We start from the raw sequence: 17724 nt of genomic DNA on the forward strand, positions 1-17724 counted from the left end.
TCTTTTTGATAGTGCATTTCTACAAACTGCATTTCATTTGTATATCTGCAAAAAGGATTTTCTTCCAAAGGTTCCCATATAACCAATCTTTCATTATCCATCTTACATCCTCCCTTTAGATTAATCTCCCAAAAATCTTACTTTGTCTTTTAAGAATGAAATGGTAGGTCTGTTATTGCCATCCGTTTCACTGGAGCTTCTATATAACCTTACATCCCCACTAGGGGTTTTTTTTACGTACGTTACCTTTGTGCCATTTACGTATTGTGTAACTTCACCTCCACCGCCTATTTTACCAAACTCTATGTGTGCACTAGCTTCGTTACCTCTGTTTGTATATTGCTTTATTCCTCCAGAACTTTTCCCGGTAAAGGTGGACCGTGAAAGCAAACTTCCCCAATCTGTTTTTTCCTGTGCTGGTTTGATACCTTGAATTGAGATTTGACTTTCATTATTCTCCTCTTCAAAGCTAGTTATTAAATCTTTATACTCTTCATCAGAAAGATAAATAATGTGATCAGGAACAATTACGCTGCTAGAAGACGAACTTGCACTAGCAAAAGTAGTACTTGTTGGAAATAAAATAACAGTAGACATTAAACCTAATATAACAGAGTATAACCAAAAACCTTTAAACTTTTTTAATATTCCACTCATAAAATCACTCCCTTTGGTTTATTTTAACATATTTTGTAATAATCTACAGTTAAGAACAAACCTTTCAAAAGCGTTTTTTAACAAGACATTACCTATTTAATCAAATAAAAAACAGGAATTAAGAATAAACTTAACCCCCGCTTAGATTATTATTTTACCTCTACAAACTTACCAAAGAATTTTTTACGGTTAGCGTCATCATAAACAATAGGGTCATTAAAGTCCTTATTCCATGAACCGTCAGCACCTGGGGTTAGTTCCTCAACCTTAAACCCTAAATATTCGTTAACTTCTTTACGTTCTAAATCTATTGAGTAAGTTTTTCCACCATAAGGCAATGCCATTGAAGTAGCTGTTAATTCAGGGAACTGACGTAATAACCTGGTGTTTTCACTTACTAAAATCTTTTCAATAGCATCACCAGTTTCAAAATAACCTTTATAGTCTGTTTCTGTTAAATTACTGTTTGGGTTAGCTTGTTTATATTCTTCAAAAGAACCGTAATATTCCACAAGCCCTTTATTGTCAGTGACAGAAATATTCTTTATAAAAGTTCCACCAGTGATATTACTAGCATAGGATTTAAATGCCTCTTGATCTACAGCTTTAAGTTCTTCTTTCTTTTCCTCTTTTGGCTGCTCTTCCTTCACGTCTGTTGTTGCCTTTTCTGTCGTTTCTTCTTCACCTCCACCTCCAACTATAGGAAATAAGACAATAGCAGCTATAACCCAGACCCACCATTTTTTATAGAACGGTTTATTAACATTTTCTTTCTTAGCCATTATGTAATGCCCCCTTAAGTTATCTACTAATCTGTTACCATATATACAAATATCGTCATGTGGTTAACAACTTTAATAAAACCTTGAAAATTAAGGGTTTAATGGCCTTATTAAGCACAAATTTTAATAATTACTATAGGTCGGTATTAATCCTCTAGTATTATCAAGGGTTTACAGCAGTTAATAATCACAAGTAAAGTCACATGGGGCTGTGACTTCACTTGTGATTTTATAATACCTATTTCTGCTGACTAATAATAGCTGTATTATGATATAATTGGCGAAATCACCAAGTGAAATTCCGTCATAATTCCATTAAAGCCATTGCTGTATTATGATTATACACGCGATTTTGTCGCGTGTCCGACGGTCATAGTTCCATTAAAGCCATTGCTGTATTATGATAGATAGCCCAAAAAGCCTTTAACGACAGTGTCGGAAGGCTTTTTTAGTTTTTAAAAAATAAGTTTCAAAAGCTCAATTAAAGAGTTTTTACGTCCTTTTTTTGAAATTCTACAATGTTTTTTCTTGGTATCCTTAGTATAACAATCGTTAGTTCAATTTATACATAAAGTTATTTAGTATATCCATCTAACGAATAAAATAATCGTTGTGTTAGTCTTGCGTTCACTATTAATAGAAAAAATTCATTCTAATGAATCTTTCTATTAATATTAGGCACTAGTTTTCCATCTACCTATACAGAACTTGCCCTAATCCAGATCCCACTGCTTTCACAGGTACATCCTTATGTCCTACACCCGTCCCTAACAGATTAAAGACACGATATTCATACTTACCTCGTACTTCAATTTCAAACGTTTGGTCCATGTTCACCGCATTCGCTGGGTGGATCACTTCCCAATCAGTAGAAGACATGTTGAACTCTTTCATTCGCTTTTCAACCTTTACTTGCACTTCGCTTGTATATCCTCCGTATTTAGCCGTTTGCTGGATCGCATATTCTTTCAGCTCATTGGCTTGGACAGCGCGTGTCGCATGAGCGGCAAACTCGGGGCTAAACATGGCAAGTGCCCATAAAAAGATGGCAAAAATCGCTACACTTACACCTTCAGACATTTTCCTACCTCCCTCTTTCCGTTTACTTCTATTAAGGCTAACAGAAAGGCTTCTACCAAAGATTGATTGGTTCACCAAAATACGTACCCACGACTACAAGCTACTTTTTTATGCAATTACGCATTTAAAGATAGTTAAAGTTTTATGGTAAAATATAGGTTAGATAGCTACATAGGGAGTGGGAACAGACTGTGATATTGTTTCAAAATCAGGGTTTAACAGTGAGAACATTAGAAGATAAAGACGATATTCTGTTAGCAAAATGGCTATCGGATCCATCGGTTCTTGAGTTCTATGAAGGCAGAGACAATCCATTTGACTTAAACAAAGTCAGAAAGGTTTTTTATGATGAAAATGATGAAGAAGTTAAATGCATTGTAGAGTATAAAGGCAATGAGATTGGCTATATTCAATACTATCCGTTAGAGGCTGAAGAGAAAAAAGAGTATGGGTATTGCGGTCAAAATGTTTACGGCACAGATCAATTTATCGGAGAAACAACCTACTGGAACAAAGGAATGGGCACATTACTTGTTACGTCAATGATTGAGTTTTTGCTCGTCCAACAAAAAGCAGACCGAATTGTGATGGACCCGCAAACAAGAAACGAAAGAGCCATTCACTGTTATGAGAAATGTGGTTTTAAAAAAGTAAGGCTGCTGCCCAAGCAAGAACTTCACGAGGGCATCTATCAAGATTGCTGGCTGATGGAGTATCATGAAGAATAAATGATCTTTCAACTAAAACAGCTTTAATAAAAACGACAAAGAACCTTCATCAACGATACTGATGAGGGTCCTTTTCTCTTTTTATTGGCCCTTTATAAGCAAGGCTCCATTCAATACAGTGGTCAATAATTCTATCATATAAGGTAGGGTATAAATCTCTTTAAGATGAAAATTAGTCAACTAAAAAAGGATAATCAGCCCCGTTTCACGCTAACTATCCTTCTCATTACCTTTCCTACTTCATCCCAATCCACATTCCAATAAAAGCAAGTAAAAGACCACCGATGTAGCTACTGCCCAAATACCAGTACGAAACGGTTGCTTTCTTTTGGCCGTGAAGCTGGATATTTTCTAATTTAAATGTCGAAAACGTCGTGAATGCTCCCATAAATCCAATGCCTAAAAAAGAGTATGTGCCAGATGAAACGCCGATACCCATGATTAAGCCAAGTAAAAACGATCCAAGCAGGTTGACGAACAGCGTTCCGTATGGAAATCCTACACGTGACTTTTTATTAAACCATCCGCTAAGTAGAAAGCGACAAATCGCTCCTAAAAATCCACCGATTCCAATCCATACAACCGTCATGAAGGAAGACCTCCCTTCATTTTACCCGCTGATTGACTACCAAGCTTGCAGCCAGCCCATGACATAAGCAAACCGCCGATCGCACTTACTAATACGTACAAAAGAGCAAACCCCCACAGCTGAGCTTTCATAAGCGTAACGGTTTCAACGCTGAACGTCGAAAAAGTTGTAAATGAACCTACAATTCCTGTTCCAATTCCAGTCGCAACCGCCGGGTGAAGAACGTTTCGCTTAATAATGCGGTATGTAAACCAACCTAAAAAGAAGCTGCCAATCAAATTGATTAGCAATGTCCCAAGTGGAAATTCGCTTCCCCACCATGTATGTGTAAAAACCCCCGTATAATAGCGAAGCAAGCTCCCGATAATGCCGCCAATTCCAACGAATAAAACCTTCATGTTGTGTCACCTCTTCCTTTACTATAGACAAAAAAACAGACTCCTACCCATTGCATAGAATGAGTAGGAGTCATCAGCCCGAAGGCACTTATAGCGAACTCCATCGCTGTATGTATTCGTCTAACTTTTATTTTACATGATTTTGTTTCAATATCAAGAAGGAGTTTTGATGATTATATCGTTTGAAGATCGTTTTCAATCCTAGCTTTACTTTCTTGATCTACTACAAGATCGACATATGCTTCCGCTGATAGGAGTGGCTACTATTATCGAACTTTTGTCATTTTATACAATTCTTCGTACACAACCATTTTCTTATTTTGGTATCCAATGCTTTTGATTAGCCCAATTCCAGGATAATAATAAGAGTAGTTTCCAAATGAATCTTTAATTTCTATCGCATTTCGGAATGTTCCTGCTTTTGTAGTCACCGTTTTAGACAATGATGTGACTCGGTAGTACATTAGTTTATCAGAGCCCATCTCAACGTAATCGGACCAGCTTTTGTTTAAATACAGCGGCATTTTGATCCACGAACCCACATCAGACTCATAGATTCCATAAACAAATTCAGATTTACTCTCAAAGTAACACCAGGTTTCCCTATTTCCTGTTCGTGAATCATAGCTATCCCACAAGTCATAACCATTTTCGCGTCCGATAAACTTGGACGTATACAGTCCATACCCAGGATAAGAAAATTGGTATTCATATTTCGTGCTCGGCTTTAAGCCACTTGTAATAACTCTTGAGTCTGCTTTAATTTGGTCTATTTTTGACTTTGTTAGGACTTCATATTTTAATGAACCCGACTTTACCGCATATGTTTTTCGAGTTAATTCGTAGTGCTGAGGCTTTAAAGCATAGACGCCCCACTCCTCACCCTTCTTCATTTTCCCAACAGACACTAACTTTCCTTTTGTATTTTTTTCATATCTCGTCGTATCCTTCGTAACCGTGACCTTGCCGATCATGCCACTCTTGTACTCTAACTTCCCCCACATAACCTTGCTTGCAGCCTGAGATGCTGTGATACCCGCTGTACTTAGTGCGATAACGAATGCAAAGCAGCACAACCATTTTAAAACTCTGTTCATATGACCCCTCTTTTTCTATTTTTTAACAGCAACTACCATTGTATATGATTATTCCAAATTTATACAGTGTTTTTTTGCAAAAAAAAGATGACTCTCATAGGAGTCATCTTGTAGATCATTTTTACTTCTTTCTTCTCTTCGATAATCCAACCAAACGATGAAACGCCGTTGGATTAATAAGTTTTAGTGCGACCGCGTAGACGATTACGCCGACTAGGCCAAGGATACATAGTTGAATAAGTGAATATAAGTTGCCGATCGGAAGCAGATATTTAACGGCTGCGACGGCTAGCCCCATGATCGCACCAGGAATCAGAACCTTAGGTATCATGCGCATGAATCGCTTGAATTCGTCTTTTCCTAAATCTTTGTACACGACAATCATTGAAACGACAAAGAAGTAGACGGATACTGCTGAAGCTGCAAATGCTAATGCGAGATATCCGAAGCGATCAACAAGCAGCCAGTTCAGTACTAAGTTTAGCACAATCGTTGTGACGCTGATTCGGAATACGGTTGATGTTTTTCCTTTGGCATACATTGATTTTGATAAAATCAGCTGCATTCCTTGGAAGAAGATCGTTGGCGTATACCAAATGAGTGCCATATACGTACCGTGCGTATTTTCTGCTGTAAACTTTCCGCGCTCGTAGATAAAAGAAATAACGGAATCCCCCGCTAGGATAAGTCCAATTGAAATCGGTAATAGCGCGACTGTTGACATTTCCATACCACGATAGAACGTATCACCAAATGCTTTTTTGTCCTGCGTTTGCTCAGACATCAGCGTAAAGATCATCGCCACAATGGTGGTCGAATAAATAGCCGTTGGAATACTTACGATCATGGATGCGTTATTTAAGTACGTAACCGCTGCATCAAACGTACCTGCTGCAAACGACTTGTTCACTAAAAAGTTTACTTGTCCAACTGCCGAGTTTAGAAGTGATGGAATTAGTAGTAAAACAAACGCTTTTTTAAACTCCTTATCCATATTAAACTCTAGCTTCCATTTGTAATCGGATTTTACGAGATAGAGGAATTGAATTACAACACCAATCAATGTTCCAATTACAAAACCGTATGCAACGGCATCAATGCCCCACGTATGGCTGAATAAAATTGCAAATACGATCGCCATAAAGGTTGCAATTAATTTAGAAGACTGCGACGGAACGAAAATGCGACGTGACTGCAAATAGGAATCCAACAGGACGCTTAGCACAATCGGAATCATAAAGATAAAGAAAATTTGCGTTACGTGTACAGCGACTGGTTCAACGGTTTTTGACATACCAGGAAAAATAATTGGCACGAACCATTTTGCATACAACCAGCCTAGAACGCTGATCACACCGAAGATGACAATCGTAATGTTCAAAAGACTATTTGCATTGCGATCTGATACGTCTTCTCCCTGCTTTCGTCTTTGTACATACATCGGTAAAAACACATTGTTAAAACCGGTAGAGAACATTGCAGTTGCTAATGTAATAAATGAGAACGCCAAGTAATAAGCGGTCGTATCTGCTGATGCTCCAAACTCTTTTGCGACGATGGATTCTCGAGCAAGACCTGACACTTTTAGCACTAAAGCGAGAAGAATGGACCAAATGGCCGTTGCTTTAAATTTTTTCATACCTACACCTTTTACGTAATATTTTATCGAACGTACCTGTCTTATTATAAGGAAGTAAGGCGGTGCAGGCAATTAAAATGTGAAAATTCTACTGTGAGAAAGCCTGTTACATAGAAAATCCCTTCACGTCGTGCGAAGGGATTTTCTCCTCAATCAAACGTTGCTGGATCTGTTCCAGAGCGTTTGTTTTCATTTAAATTTGAAATACGCTTCATTTCGTCATCTGTTAACTGAAAATCAAAAATCGACGCATTTTCAACAATTCGCTGCTCTTTCGTTGATTTCGGGATGGTTACAACGCCATTTTGAAGATCCCATCGTAGCACAATTTGAGCAGTGGATTTGCTATATTTATTTGCTATGTCTAATAGCACCGGGTTCTCAAGAAGCTGTCCTCGCATAAGCGGTGACCATGCTTCAAGCTGAATGCCGTTCTCCTTGCAATACTGATGAAGCTCCTCTTGTGATAGTAACGGATGATACTCGACCTGATTGACCATCGGCTTCACGGTTGCATCCTCAAGCAAACGTTCAAGATGATTTATATTGAAGTTACTTACACCGATTGCACGCACTTTTTCATCTTTGTAGAGCTTTTCAAGCGCTCGCCACGTTTCTTTGAACGTTTCTTTCACTGGCCAATGAATTAAATAAAGATCGATGTAGTCAAGACCTAGCTTAGTTAGGCTTTGGTCAAAAGTAGCGAGCGTTTCGTCATATCCCTGCTCCGTATTCCACACCTTTGTTGTGATGAATAACTCTTCTCTCGGTATACCGCTTTCACGAATACCCTTTCCAACGCTTTCTTCATTTTTATAAAAGGAGGCTGTGTCAATGCTTCGATAACCATGTTGAATTGCCAGCCTCACTGAATCAACCGCAGTTTGCCCCTCTTCTACCTTATAAACCCCTAAACCAAACCATGGCATATGTACACCGTTATGTAAAATTGTATAATCCTGTAGATGCTTGCTTGTCATAACACCATCTCCTTGTGCGTCTAGTTCCTTCTATTTTTAGTATACGCCTAAAACCGAAAAAGAACGAAAGATACGCTTTCAGATGACACATATATAATAGAAGAAAAAGGACGAGACATCACTGTCTCGCCCTTTTGGAAAACTTATTTTTCTGGTTGCTCTGCGTGCCACCATAATGAATCTTTTGGATTTTCAACTGCGTTATTGTATTCAGACTTAGACTCAACGGTTGGATAAGAACCTTTGAGTGATTTTCCAGACGTACTCTTAAATAAGAACAGAATTACGAGGAACCCAATGATGCTGACCGCTGTTAAATAGTAAGCTGGTGCATAGTGGTTACCTGTTGCTTTTACTAACCATGTTGCAACTAGCGGCGTTGTTCCGCCAAAGACTGATACTGAAACGTTGAATGTTACTGATAACGTACGATAACGAATATCTGTAAAGAACATTGTTGGTAGTGATCCAGGCATTGTTCCTTCATAAGTTGCAAGAAGTACACCTAAGATGAAGATACCTAAAGAAACGAACACAAGTGATTTTAAGTTGATGAAGTAGAACGCTAAGACTGATAATAGCGTTAAGCCACCTAAACCAATAAGGAATACTTTTTTGTTCCCAATTTTATCACTAAGTTTACCAAACATAAGAGCAAGTGGAACCATGATAATCATCACAACTGTGATTAATACTGTTCCTACTGTGCTTGATATACCGATAATTTCTGATAAATAAGAAGGCATGTACGAAAGGAGCATGTAGTTTGTAATGTTAAAGAACGCTACGGCAACAAAACAAACGATGATATCTCTCGTGTGATTTTTTAGTATTGATCCAAAACCTTCTTCGTCCCCTTCTTCTGCATGAGCAAGTTCATTCTCAAAGATAGGTGTTTCTTCTAAGCTGCTTCGTAGGTAGAAACCAATTAATCCTAGCGGCAATCCTAGTAAGAATGGTATTCTCCAGCCCCAAGATGACATTTGGTCATCTGAAAGAACCGTAAATAAAATACTTGCAAGCAGCGAAGCGATAATATAACCAACAAGGGTACCAATTTCTAATCCGCTTCCTAACAAGTTTCGCTTTTTATCTGGTGAAGACTCTGCAATATACACCATTGCTCCTGCGTATTCCCCACCCGTTGAGAAACCTTGAATGATACGAGCGACTAATAGTAAAATCGGTGCCCAAATACCTATTTGATCGTATGTAGGCAACAAGCCAATTAAAAGTGTAGAAAATGCCATCAAAATAATTGTAATCGTTAAAACTGTTTTCCGGCCTTTTTTATCTCCAATTTTACCAAAGATAATACCTCCTAGTGGACGCATTAAAAAGGCAATCGCGAATGTTGCAAATGTGAATAGTAGTTGAAGTTGCTCATTTTCAACAGCACTGAAAAAGTTATGACTGATAATAACAGCTAGATAGGAATAGAGACCAAAGTCAAACCATTCCATTGCGTTTCCGACACCTGTCGCAAACACGCTCTTTTTTGTTTTATTAATGTCTACAACGTTGATTTTTTTCTGGTTGAACTTCAATTTATTACGTCATCTCCTCTCAATTTATAATGTTTCAATCCCGTCCCGACGGTCACGGTATACGATTATACAAGACTGAGTGGCAAAGTCAAACCGAAAAGCAAGAAGAATTTCGGTGTGTCAACCAATGTTATCCTGACTCTTCATTTTTTTCCTTAAATTTTTTGAAGAAAAATCATTGACAAGGTTACTGAAAGTAAACAGTCATCAGGTGGTTTAGAAAACAGCTATAGATACTGCTATGACAATAATCCCAGTACAATTGTTTCTAAGCATTTCTCTTCGAAAACTTTTCTATTAGAACACATATAGACTGAATATTCAAACCGTTTTTTCGTCTTACTAAACAAAAAGAAAAATTTTTTTAATTTGTTTCGTATTCTTTAGTAAATGGACGGTCATGTTGTGAAATAAACTTGTTGAATTGTAAAAAAATAAGCGTGGCCAGAACGAAAAAAAGGTGAGTTTAAAATTTTATCGTCTCGTTCCATTCCTCCTTTTTGAAAAGTAAATCCTGTTAGAAAATGAACCAACTAATAACTGCATTTTTTTTACTGCTCTATTCGTTATTGTTGTTATAATGGGGGAAAATATGCATACCCATGCTTACATTACCCAGCTACTGAAGCGGTTTAAACTAGCTGTTATTTCCAGTTCTCTTCTACCAACTAAAAAACGAATACAGACTTTTTAATAGTTGAATAAAAAGATCTTTTTTACTAGGTATTTAGTCTCTTATTACCCTGTTTTAGAGCTAAAAATCCTCTTTTTTCTTAATAACAGCAACTTTTTCCCTATTTTCATGTTGAAAACCCATATTTTTCTATTTATAATAAAGAAGATTTGATATATAGGGGGAAGGGAAAAATGAAAAAGCTAGTTGGAACGTTAGCGGTATCCATTTTATTATTTGCCAATATGGGGGATGCATCGGCACATAGTGGTCGCACAGATCGTCTTGGGGGACACTTTCGTACAAAAGACTGTGTCTACATGTTCCATCATCCAACGTCTGCAGTAACAGGTAAAACACAAGGGACAATTGTTCAATTGATTACGAAATACAACAGCAATAACAAATGCACACGTACGCTTACAACAAAAAAAGTCATGTGGAACACGGTTAAATATAAAAAGTAACGTAAAAGAGGCATCTCGCGACAGATGCCTCTTTTACGTTTATGATGGATGAATGACTACTCCGTTTGGATCCACGCTTGCTGTTACCCCTGTCATACGTGCCAAAGTTAACATCGTTTTTTCACCCGCAGCTTGCTCAATGGTTGTTGAGAGTTCTCCGAGTAGTGAAGATAGTGACGTTTTCAAGTCTCCTGCGCTGGACGTAATTGTAATGCCTTGAAGTGAACAGCTGCCATCTTCAATCATTTCCTGGCGCGTTTGTAGCTCTATTCGAAAACGATACGGCGTTTGAATAAAGGTTCGTCGTTCATCAATATCAGATTTCCAAAGAAGGCTGTTGGCATCAACCACAATGTGATCATGTTCTTCTTTTGAGACAAGGAATCCAATATGATCGAATAAGACACGTTTTCCGTATCCGAACGTAATGTTTATCTTGTCCTTACGCATTTCAATAATTCGAAACTGAATCGCATGATTTCGAAAATCCTCCCACTGCAACGGTGGATCAAACGTTTGAAAAGTCCCTTCTACTCGACCAATTCGCTGCACGACTGAAAACCCGAGTGACTCATAAAACTTCTCCGTTTCTTCCACATATGGAGTCCAAAAATGATAATGAAACAACACCGAGCCTCATCTCCTCTTTTTTTCTATTATCTCAAGAACTGACAAAGACAAAAAACCTCCGTTAGAAGGAGGTTTTCTACGACTTTTGTTTGAGAGTGCTGCTGTTTTTATGTAAAAAATGAAAAGGTTCACCTATTGACGATATACCGTATCAAATAAGTTTCTTATTCTGTAACGACTGAGCGCTATAAATGGATAAAATCGATTACATTTCACCTTATTTTCAATAGAAGAAAGTAGGTGTATTTGAAGTGATTTAGCAGCAAAAAATGCACATATTATGTCTTTAAGATGATTACCAAAATAGCTCAAAGACTGACAATAGACTTTCAAAAATTGCTCTCACCTTCGTTCACTAGAGAGAAACAAAATTCAATTTTAAAAAGCTAGCATGCTGCTAGCTTTTTTAGAAGTGGTTGACTATTGTATCGGGTTTAAAACCCTCTTACTTACCAACCGTAACCATATCCGCCACATCCAGCTCCGTATCCTACTCCACATCCACCTCCGGACCAAGTGCTACCGATAATGACTAATAAAATGAAGAGGACGATCAATAAAGCAAAGCCACTGCCAAATCCGTAACCACCGTGTCCTCCATCACAACCATGTGCTCCCATATCTTTCACCTCCGCCTTTTTCTAGGATACATTCAGCATATGTATCAAAACGGAAAATGCTTCTGGGAACTTGTATGAAATTCAACGTTCATTTCTAGGCTGACTAACGTTTTTTATGATTAAGCATACAATACATGATGCTTATTAGCAGAAAACCCTTCATTTTTATAGGTAAGCATCACGTTTTCCAATCAATTTTCACCTTTCTCCATCATCGCAAAAATATTTTTACATGCGGAAGCTGACCATTATGTAAGCATCCTCACTTCATTTCATCATAGCACTCGTAAAAGGAAATTGTTCGATTAAGGTACTGAGCAAAGCCCATATGTGCATTACCAAGTGCCCTTTGTAATTCGCTTCGACTCGAAAACGCGGTATCTCTAATGTCCATTAGCTGGTTTTTTAGTGCATCTGTATCCTCAATAAGAAGAAACAAAAAAGCGTTCGTATTTTCATCATAATTTTGTGCATGCTTTGTTCGAAGTTTGAGAAGTTGATCATAAATGTGCGTGAGCTGTATGATTTGAGCGTTTAATTCACTTTTACCCATGTTCAGTGATGAAGCACTTGTCACCCACTTTGCATGCAACTCTTTTATCATCATATTCACCGCTAGACGCGTGTCTTCATCTTTAAAAGTACGAATCTTATCTAGATCCTTCAAAGAATGAACATACTCTTTAACGAATACCTGATCTGGTTCATACGCAATGGATTTAGCAACGCTAATACTTGAAAAAGGATACATATAGCCTAGTAAGAAACACAAAACGATGAATGGAACCACTGCTCGGACGATAATAGACTTTACCACATCAACTCTTCCTTTCCAATAAAATAAAGATGTTGAACACCTCAAACCAATTTTGCTCTCGCCTCTCAAAATTAAAAAATCCCATTTTATTCCTTATTGTAATTATACTCCGACAGTTGCTGATTGCATATATGGTAGAAAAAAATAGTGAGATGTGTTGCGCGATCATCGTCATTTTCTAAAAGAATCTATGGTCGTTGATACAAATAAACCTCTCGAAAATATTGTTGGTAAACCTCTTCAAAGTCGATCTCTTCCACCCCCTTCACCTATATAACTTCGCCACTTTCATTTCGTTACAAAAAATCGTTTCTTTTTTTTATCTTTCTACATAAGAATCATGAACGAAAGATTTTCACCACAGACAAATAGAGCATATTCTGTTGAATATGCCCCGATTTTTGGCTATTTCATAGAAATAACTACTGAACTTTATTCTCCAATTCCTGAACTCTCGCTTCTAATTGCTTATTTTTTTTCATCATATCAGCCACAAAAATGTACGATAATACCGCTAAGCTCATTGCCACCCATTCCATTTCGTCCCCTCCATCCCTGTTCTTCTTATTGTATATTCGATGACGTTGCAAACAATCGCTTTATTGTTCGAATTTGTCCACGGTGATTAATTTCATCTTCTAGCACATGAAACCACAGGTAGTAATAATTATAAGGAACGCCGTTTGGCCACTTCTTTTCCTCGAACAACCAATTGTCGTCAAGTTCTTTAAGCCTCTCTACTGTCTTCGCTCTAACTTGCGTCAACACCTCTATGTAGTAGCTAATTGTATGTTTTCGAATGTTTTTTCTTGCAGATTCTCCTAGCTCCAGTGCGGATTTCCATTCTTCAAGCTCGTTCTTATTCAGATCACGATTTTCGAATGAGATGACCTGATGTACAAATTCAATAGCCGCTATATGTTGTAAAAGCGCACCAATGGAATTAGATTCTGGTGTAACTAAAAAGTCCAGTTCTTCTTCGCTCAAATTCTTTATTTCTTCTAAGGTGACGGCCCTCGTATGTTCTAACATCGACACTAGCTCTCCAATTTTCGGCGAGAACTCAGCAATAGGCTGAATGCGATAATCAATCATTTCATGTCCTCCCTACTCGCGATCAAAATAAAGCTGTACAGATTACAAGTTGGTCATTCTCCCTGTTTTTCAAAATCACTCCACGTCCATCGCGACCAGTGTGTGTTCGGTTCATTTCGTTGAATAAGTGATGCGTCCTTTAGTTCCATCGCTTTTGCTAGGCTTTGAAAGAATTCATTTTCGCTTGGTTTTTCTTCATCCGTATGTTGCCATTCATCAGTTTGATAAAAGAGCGTGAACTCATTGCTAAGTGAGGCCTCTTTTAACAAGATTGAAACGTCAAGCCAAAAATACTCTTTGTATGTAACACTTAAATAACGGACCATATTCGTTGGAGTATATGGTTTTGTTTTAATTCCAAGCTGCGTATATGCTTCTTCTGTTGGTTGAGTATGAACACTTTTTTCGTTAATTATTAAGTTCAAGTCGAACGGAGAAACTAAAAAATCCCCATCATCATCAAATATGTCTGCGTTATTCTGTAAGGTTAAGATATTGTCGCAACCTATAATTAATCCTTGTGGGTTGCTCGTGTTACTATAAACAAAGAGGTCATTTGATATGTTGAGATTCGGATCTACCCCGACAATCTCAAATATCATTGCCCACTGGTCCTGATATTGAAAAACAGACAGTCTACCCTGTGCAAAATCAAAATTCATGTTATCAAGAATCGGAAAATTATAATCCTCTGCATAAAGATCAAGCTTCGTTAAAATTTCACTTGCTTTCATACTAACGTTCTCCTTTTATAACGTGATGTAGTAAATATCGTAATAGTTCGTAGAGAGATAGTGGATTAACTCGACGTTAGGAAAAAACCTCTATTTAGATGACCGAATCCTTGCCAAGCAACTTTACACCAAAATAGTACAAAGTACGTTATTTTTATCACAACCCATATTATACCATAAAAGGATTTTTAGAATATTGTAGACAATCATATTTATAGTAAAAGGAAAAAAGTCTCAATATGTCGAAATAACAGCAGTGAGTACAAATTGAAAGGAGCCATTGTTGAATGAACAACACGTTAAATGACATTAAAATTGTAATTGGGGCTGGAGAATACAATAATAATCCAGGTTGGATACATACGCAGGAAGAAGAGCTAAATTTATTAGACAAAAGTATGTGGCATAGTAGATTTGAAAAAAACTCCATTCATGCTGTTTTAGCAGAGCATGTGTGGGAACACCTTACATATGAAGAAGGCGTGACGGCCGCCAAAATGATTTTTCCTTATTTAAAACCATCTGGCTATATTCGTTGTGCAGTACCAGATGCTTATTTTCCAAATGCGGATTATCAGAACATTGTACAGGTTGGAGGCCCTGGACCAAAGGATCACGCAGCAGCTGATCATAAAATCGTTTATCATTACCAAATGTTAATAAGCATGTTTGAAGACGCTGGTTACGATGTTACGCTTCTTGAATACTGTGACGAAGCTGGGAGTTTTCATTACAACGATTGGGATGGTGCGGATGGCGTTATTTTTCGCTCTAAGAAATATGATCCGAGAAATCAAGGCGAGCAATTAGTTTTCCCATCTTTAATTGTTGATGCGGTGAAAAAGTAAAAATACCCCCCCTTATCTAACTTCGATTAAGGGGGTTATTTTCTTTTGTAAGCTTGTACAAAGCCTAAGGAGTTTGCTGCATATAAGAGAAAAGAGAATCCGCTATGTCTTTATATTCTTCAAGTAAGCTAATTAGATGATGTAACTCTACAAGAAACGCTACACTTATAAGCAGTATGCAGACAAGGATAATACAAACAAAAATTTTAAATCCATTTTTGTTTTGACTTAGCATCATTTCTCCTCCCCTATTTTATAAAAATTCTTCATTTTCCATTTTTACCCTTCAGAGTGAAGTGCAATTTCCATGGGTTTTACTGACTTAATGAAACGACTCGTTAATAGCGAATAGACAAAAAAATGCTCAGATATCATCTAACGGGTTCGGTTTTGAGGTGCAAAATTTGAATGAACAATGCTTTTCACAAGATAATTCTCAGTTGAATTAGCAGACACTTTAGCAGTGACGTTAGAACAAAAAAAAGCTCGAAGCATTATGGCTACGAGCCTTTTTTATCGTCTTATTTTGTTAATGATTAGCAACCATTACAATAACAAGGGTAATCCATTTAATGTCTTTCAATAGTCACTGCATCTTCTTCTGGAGTAAGAAACGCCCTTTCACCAATTAAAAAGTAAGCTCCTTGACGTTCCATTTGCACATATTGAACCACTTTTTCTTTGTTAAGGAAAACCAGCAGATAGATGTCGTCCCTCATACCAATATTAGAGGGGTCTTTAAAATCTATGCCTAACTGTTTTTCGATACCTTCTTGTGTGCTGTATGGCGTAATCAGGTATGCCTTATCCCATTCAAAAGTTGTTCGTTTTTTTAGGTTTATCTCACTCTCACTTTTATCTCGTACAACAGAATTAATGGATTTTTCTAAGTCTGTATTGTGTTGAATAGAACTGCATCCAGCTAACAACAAAAATAGAAGGATGAACAAAGATATTTTTTTCAACTTCAACTACTCCCCTTTAATGCATTCTGGGCATATGTAAATTCCTTCGTCATCTGTATGGCTCTTCTATTATTTTAACATAAATATCCAGAAACCTGTTTGCTTTTTTCAACATACAAAACCTAATAGCAATTAGCACGCATATTTACACACCGACCATAACTTCTATCCCCCCTGCTAATTTGTATGCGTATTAGGTTTTTGTACTCGAAAACCTAATACATTAGATAGCTTTTTTTCTCCATCAGAGTACATCACGCCGCGCTTCTCTTTTCCCTACAACGATCATCAAACCTACTACTAGTACAAAAAATACAGCATATCCTGCTGGGACAAACCAAATGGGATGAAAAATGCTAAACGTATCTCCAATCAAAAAGAAAGCAACCCCTGCAATCATGACAAACGTTGTGAGGATTTGCACACCTATCAGTACAATTGTATTCGGTACAATGGTTGAAATAGCCATTGATAGCGTACCAAGCAATAAAGAAGAAAAACAGATAGCGAGTACAGACCAAACAATGTACTCCCAAAACGTCACATCGTACCAATAGTAACTGCTCATTGAATGTAAAGGCAGCTGAAAGTGTGATGATGTATGATTTGTCGCATATATAGAGAGGTAAACGAACAACAATAGAGTCGTTAAAATCGCCGTGCTTGCTAAACCAGCAAGCAACTTCGTTCGATAAACTCTCCTCCCTTTTTTCGAGCTATATTGAAGCGGCTCTAACTCTTTTAAACGATCTCTTAAAAATAGTGGAGAAATGAAAATAGCTACACTAATAAAAAGAATAATGGATAAGTTAGTTTTAACATTATTAAAATTTTCTAATACTGTATCTGTATAAGATGGGTATTTTTTCTCTGCAAGTATCGTTTGAAAATGTTTTTTTTGCCCCTTCTCTGCATACTTCATTTCGGATTGGATTGGTTCCACTCTATATTTGTACTGCTCCATAGATCCCTCCATCGCTTGAAGCTCCCAAAATTCATCTATACTTCGCTTAAAAAATATTAGATCATGATAATTACTTTGCTTTTGATTATTGTCATCCCATTGTCTCAAGCTCTCATAGGATGTAATCCCTGCATCATCTGCTTGAGGATCATTCTTTAAATACGTATCCGCCTGCTGTACCTTTTGATTATATTCCTTCACAAAATCTCCGTACTCTTTACGATTAATATTCGCTCCGTATTTGGGTATAAACTTCTGTTCAATAGCAAAATCATCTCTGTCTGGTCGACCGTTTGGAAAATATTCAATGTGAAAGCTAAAGAGTAAAAAGTAAAGGACAACATTAACAAACGCAAGTAAGATCATCATTTTCCACGAGAAAATTTTCTTCATTTCCATCCAAAATAGCTGCAT

The 17724-nt window shown here is 37.3% G+C and carries 19 protein-coding genes and 1 riboswitch; of the genes, 3 read left to right on the forward strand and 16 right to left on the reverse strand.

Annotation, left to right across the window (positions count from 1 at the left end; all coding sequences use genetic code 11):
* Positions 1-120 precede the first annotated feature (120 nt).
* From AMD01_RS16175 to AMD01_RS16185, 3 genes are all read right to left on the reverse strand, one after another.
* Complete coding sequence (locus AMD01_RS16175) at positions 121-657, reverse strand: hypothetical protein (RefSeq protein ID WP_053402484.1); 537 nt, start codon at positions 655-657, stop codon at positions 121-123.
* 149 nt (positions 658-806) lie between these two features.
* Positions 807-1439: a hypothetical protein gene (locus AMD01_RS24780; protein ID WP_053402485.1), complete on the reverse strand. Its 633-nt coding sequence runs from the start codon at positions 1437-1439 to the stop codon at positions 807-809.
* A gap of 693 nt (positions 1440-2132) precedes the next feature.
* Positions 2133-2519, reverse strand: a complete 387-nt coding sequence (locus AMD01_RS16185) for a hypothetical protein (RefSeq protein ID WP_053402486.1) — start codon at positions 2517-2519, stop codon at positions 2133-2135.
* Positions 2520-2713: 194 nt separating this feature from the next.
* On the opposite strand from AMD01_RS16185, the gene AMD01_RS16190 reads away from it, so the two are divergent.
* Complete coding sequence (locus AMD01_RS16190; RefSeq protein WP_211263407.1) at positions 2714-3247, forward strand: GNAT family N-acetyltransferase; 534 nt, start codon at positions 2714-2716, stop codon at positions 3245-3247.
* Positions 3248-3482: 235 nt separating this feature from the next.
* Here AMD01_RS16190 and crcB (AMD01_RS16195) read toward each other — a convergent pair whose 3' ends face one another.
* The 6 genes from crcB (AMD01_RS16195) to AMD01_RS16220 form a co-directional block, all read right to left on the reverse strand.
* Positions 3483-3836, reverse strand: a complete 354-nt coding sequence (gene crcB / locus AMD01_RS16195) for a fluoride efflux transporter CrcB (protein WP_053402488.1) — start codon at positions 3834-3836, stop codon at positions 3483-3485.
* Positions 3833-4234 (reverse strand): fluoride efflux transporter CrcB, encoded by a 402-nt coding sequence (crcB, locus tag AMD01_RS16200; protein ID WP_053402489.1) that lies wholly within the window; start codon positions 4232-4234, stop codon positions 3833-3835. Before crcB (AMD01_RS16200) ends, crcB (AMD01_RS16195) begins: the two co-directional genes overlap by 4 nt.
* Before the next feature lie 57 nt (positions 4235-4291).
* Positions 4292-4351, reverse strand: a riboswitch (Fluoride riboswitch).
* A 149-nt stretch (positions 4352-4500) separates the two neighbouring features.
* Positions 4501-5331 carry a hypothetical protein gene (locus AMD01_RS16205; protein ID WP_053402490.1) on the reverse strand — a complete coding sequence of 277 codons (831 nt, stop codon included), beginning with the start codon at positions 5329-5331 and terminating at the stop codon, positions 4501-4503.
* Positions 5332-5452: 121 nt separating this feature from the next.
* The gene (gene murJ, locus AMD01_RS16210; protein WP_053402491.1) at positions 5453-6970 is read right to left on the reverse strand and encodes a murein biosynthesis integral membrane protein MurJ; all 1518 of its coding nucleotides are present in this window, start codon (positions 6968-6970) and stop codon (positions 5453-5455) included.
* A gap of 149 nt (positions 6971-7119) precedes the next feature.
* Positions 7120-7950: an aldo/keto reductase gene (locus AMD01_RS16215; RefSeq protein ID WP_053402492.1), complete on the reverse strand. Its 831-nt coding sequence runs from the start codon at positions 7948-7950 to the stop codon at positions 7120-7122.
* Between the two features lie 143 nt (positions 7951-8093).
* A complete protein-coding gene (locus AMD01_RS16220) occupies positions 8094-9497 on the reverse strand; it encodes an MFS transporter (protein WP_053402493.1) in 1404 nt (467 codons plus the stop codon).
* 867 nt (positions 9498-10364) lie between these two features.
* Between AMD01_RS16220 and AMD01_RS16225 the strand changes: the two genes are divergently transcribed.
* Positions 10365-10637, forward strand: coding sequence for a hypothetical protein (locus tag AMD01_RS16225; RefSeq protein WP_053402494.1), 273 nt, complete (start codon positions 10365-10367; stop codon positions 10635-10637).
* 39 nt (positions 10638-10676) lie between these two features.
* Here AMD01_RS16225 and AMD01_RS16230 read toward each other — a convergent pair whose 3' ends face one another.
* The 5 genes from AMD01_RS16230 to AMD01_RS16245 all read right to left on the reverse strand — a co-directional run bounded on the left by AMD01_RS16230 (position 10677) and on the right by AMD01_RS16245 (position 14533).
* Positions 10677-11267 carry a hypothetical protein gene (locus AMD01_RS16230; RefSeq protein WP_053402495.1) on the reverse strand — a complete coding sequence of 197 codons (591 nt, stop codon included), beginning with the start codon at positions 11265-11267 and terminating at the stop codon, positions 10677-10679.
* Between the two features lie 449 nt (positions 11268-11716).
* Positions 11717-11887 (reverse strand): YjcZ family sporulation protein, encoded by a 171-nt coding sequence (locus tag AMD01_RS23595; protein WP_083446585.1) that lies wholly within the window; start codon positions 11885-11887, stop codon positions 11717-11719.
* Between the two features lie 262 nt (positions 11888-12149).
* On the reverse strand, positions 12150-12704 hold the full coding sequence (locus tag AMD01_RS16235; RefSeq protein WP_053402496.1) for a hypothetical protein: 555 nt from the start codon (positions 12702-12704) through the stop codon (positions 12150-12152).
* Positions 12705-13268: 564 nt separating this feature from the next.
* On the reverse strand, positions 13269-13799 hold the full coding sequence (locus AMD01_RS16240; RefSeq protein ID WP_053402497.1) for a DinB family protein: 531 nt from the start codon (positions 13797-13799) through the stop codon (positions 13269-13271).
* A gap of 53 nt (positions 13800-13852) precedes the next feature.
* Positions 13853-14533: a DUF7003 family protein gene (locus tag AMD01_RS16245; RefSeq protein WP_053402498.1), complete on the reverse strand. Its 681-nt coding sequence runs from the start codon at positions 14531-14533 to the stop codon at positions 13853-13855.
* Between the two features lie 287 nt (positions 14534-14820).
* On the opposite strand from AMD01_RS16245, the gene AMD01_RS16250 reads away from it, so the two are divergent.
* Positions 14821-15381: a class I SAM-dependent methyltransferase gene (locus AMD01_RS16250; RefSeq protein WP_053402499.1), complete on the forward strand. Its 561-nt coding sequence runs from the start codon at positions 14821-14823 to the stop codon at positions 15379-15381.
* Between the two features lie 569 nt (positions 15382-15950).
* Here AMD01_RS16250 and AMD01_RS16255 read toward each other — a convergent pair.
* Together AMD01_RS16255 and AMD01_RS16260 are read right to left on the reverse strand one after the other, a co-directional pair.
* Complete coding sequence (locus AMD01_RS16255) at positions 15951-16346, reverse strand: hypothetical protein (protein WP_053402500.1); 396 nt, start codon at positions 16344-16346, stop codon at positions 15951-15953.
* A gap of 244 nt (positions 16347-16590) precedes the next feature.
* Positions 16591-17724: an ABC transporter permease gene (locus AMD01_RS16260; protein ID WP_053402501.1), complete on the reverse strand. Its 1134-nt coding sequence runs from the start codon at positions 17722-17724 to the stop codon at positions 16591-16593.

The organism is Priestia koreensis (assembly GCF_001274935.1).
Classification (GTDB): Bacteria; Bacillota; Bacilli; order Bacillales; family Bacillaceae_H; genus Bacillus_AG; species Bacillus_AG koreensis.

What these genes read in the sequence shown, in the direction of transcription:
- AMD01_RS16215 (WP_053402492.1), bottom strand. Translation starts at nt 7,950, where the DNA reads ATGACAAGCAAGCATCTACAGGATTATACAATTTTACATAACGGTGTA.
- AMD01_RS16260 (WP_053402501.1), bottom strand. Translation starts at nt 17,724, where the DNA reads ATGCAGCTATTTTGGATGGAAATGAAGAAAATTTTCTCGTGGAAAATG.
- AMD01_RS23595 (WP_083446585.1), bottom strand. Translation starts at nt 11,887, where the DNA reads ATGGGAGCACATGGTTGTGATGGAGGACACGGTGGTTACGGATTTGGC.
- AMD01_RS16175 (WP_053402484.1), bottom strand. Translation starts at nt 657, where the DNA reads ATGAGTGGAATATTAAAAAAGTTTAAAGGTTTTTGGTTATACTCTGTT.
- AMD01_RS16225 (WP_053402494.1), top strand. Translation starts at nt 10,365, where the DNA reads ATGAAAAAGCTAGTTGGAACGTTAGCGGTATCCATTTTATTATTTGCC.
- AMD01_RS16185 (WP_053402486.1), bottom strand. Translation starts at nt 2,519, where the DNA reads ATGTCTGAAGGTGTAAGTGTAGCGATTTTTGCCATCTTTTTATGGGCA.
- crcB (WP_053402489.1), bottom strand. Translation starts at nt 4,234, where the DNA reads ATGAAGGTTTTATTCGTTGGAATTGGCGGCATTATCGGGAGCTTGCTT.
- AMD01_RS16250 (WP_053402499.1), top strand. Translation starts at nt 14,821, where the DNA reads ATGAACAACACGTTAAATGACATTAAAATTGTAATTGGGGCTGGAGAA.
- crcB (WP_053402488.1), bottom strand. Translation starts at nt 3,836, where the DNA reads ATGACGGTTGTATGGATTGGAATCGGTGGATTTTTAGGAGCGATTTGT.
- AMD01_RS16205 (WP_053402490.1), bottom strand. Translation starts at nt 5,331, where the DNA reads ATGAACAGAGTTTTAAAATGGTTGTGCTGCTTTGCATTCGTTATCGCA.
- AMD01_RS16245 (WP_053402498.1), bottom strand. Translation starts at nt 14,533, where the DNA reads ATGAAAGCAAGTGAAATTTTAACGAAGCTTGATCTTTATGCAGAGGAT.
- murJ (WP_053402491.1), bottom strand. Translation starts at nt 6,970, where the DNA reads ATGAAAAAATTTAAAGCAACGGCCATTTGGTCCATTCTTCTCGCTTTA.
- AMD01_RS24780 (WP_053402485.1), bottom strand. Translation starts at nt 1,439, where the DNA reads ATGGCTAAGAAAGAAAATGTTAATAAACCGTTCTATAAAAAATGGTGG.
- AMD01_RS16240 (WP_053402497.1), bottom strand. Translation starts at nt 13,799, where the DNA reads ATGATTGATTATCGCATTCAGCCTATTGCTGAGTTCTCGCCGAAAATT.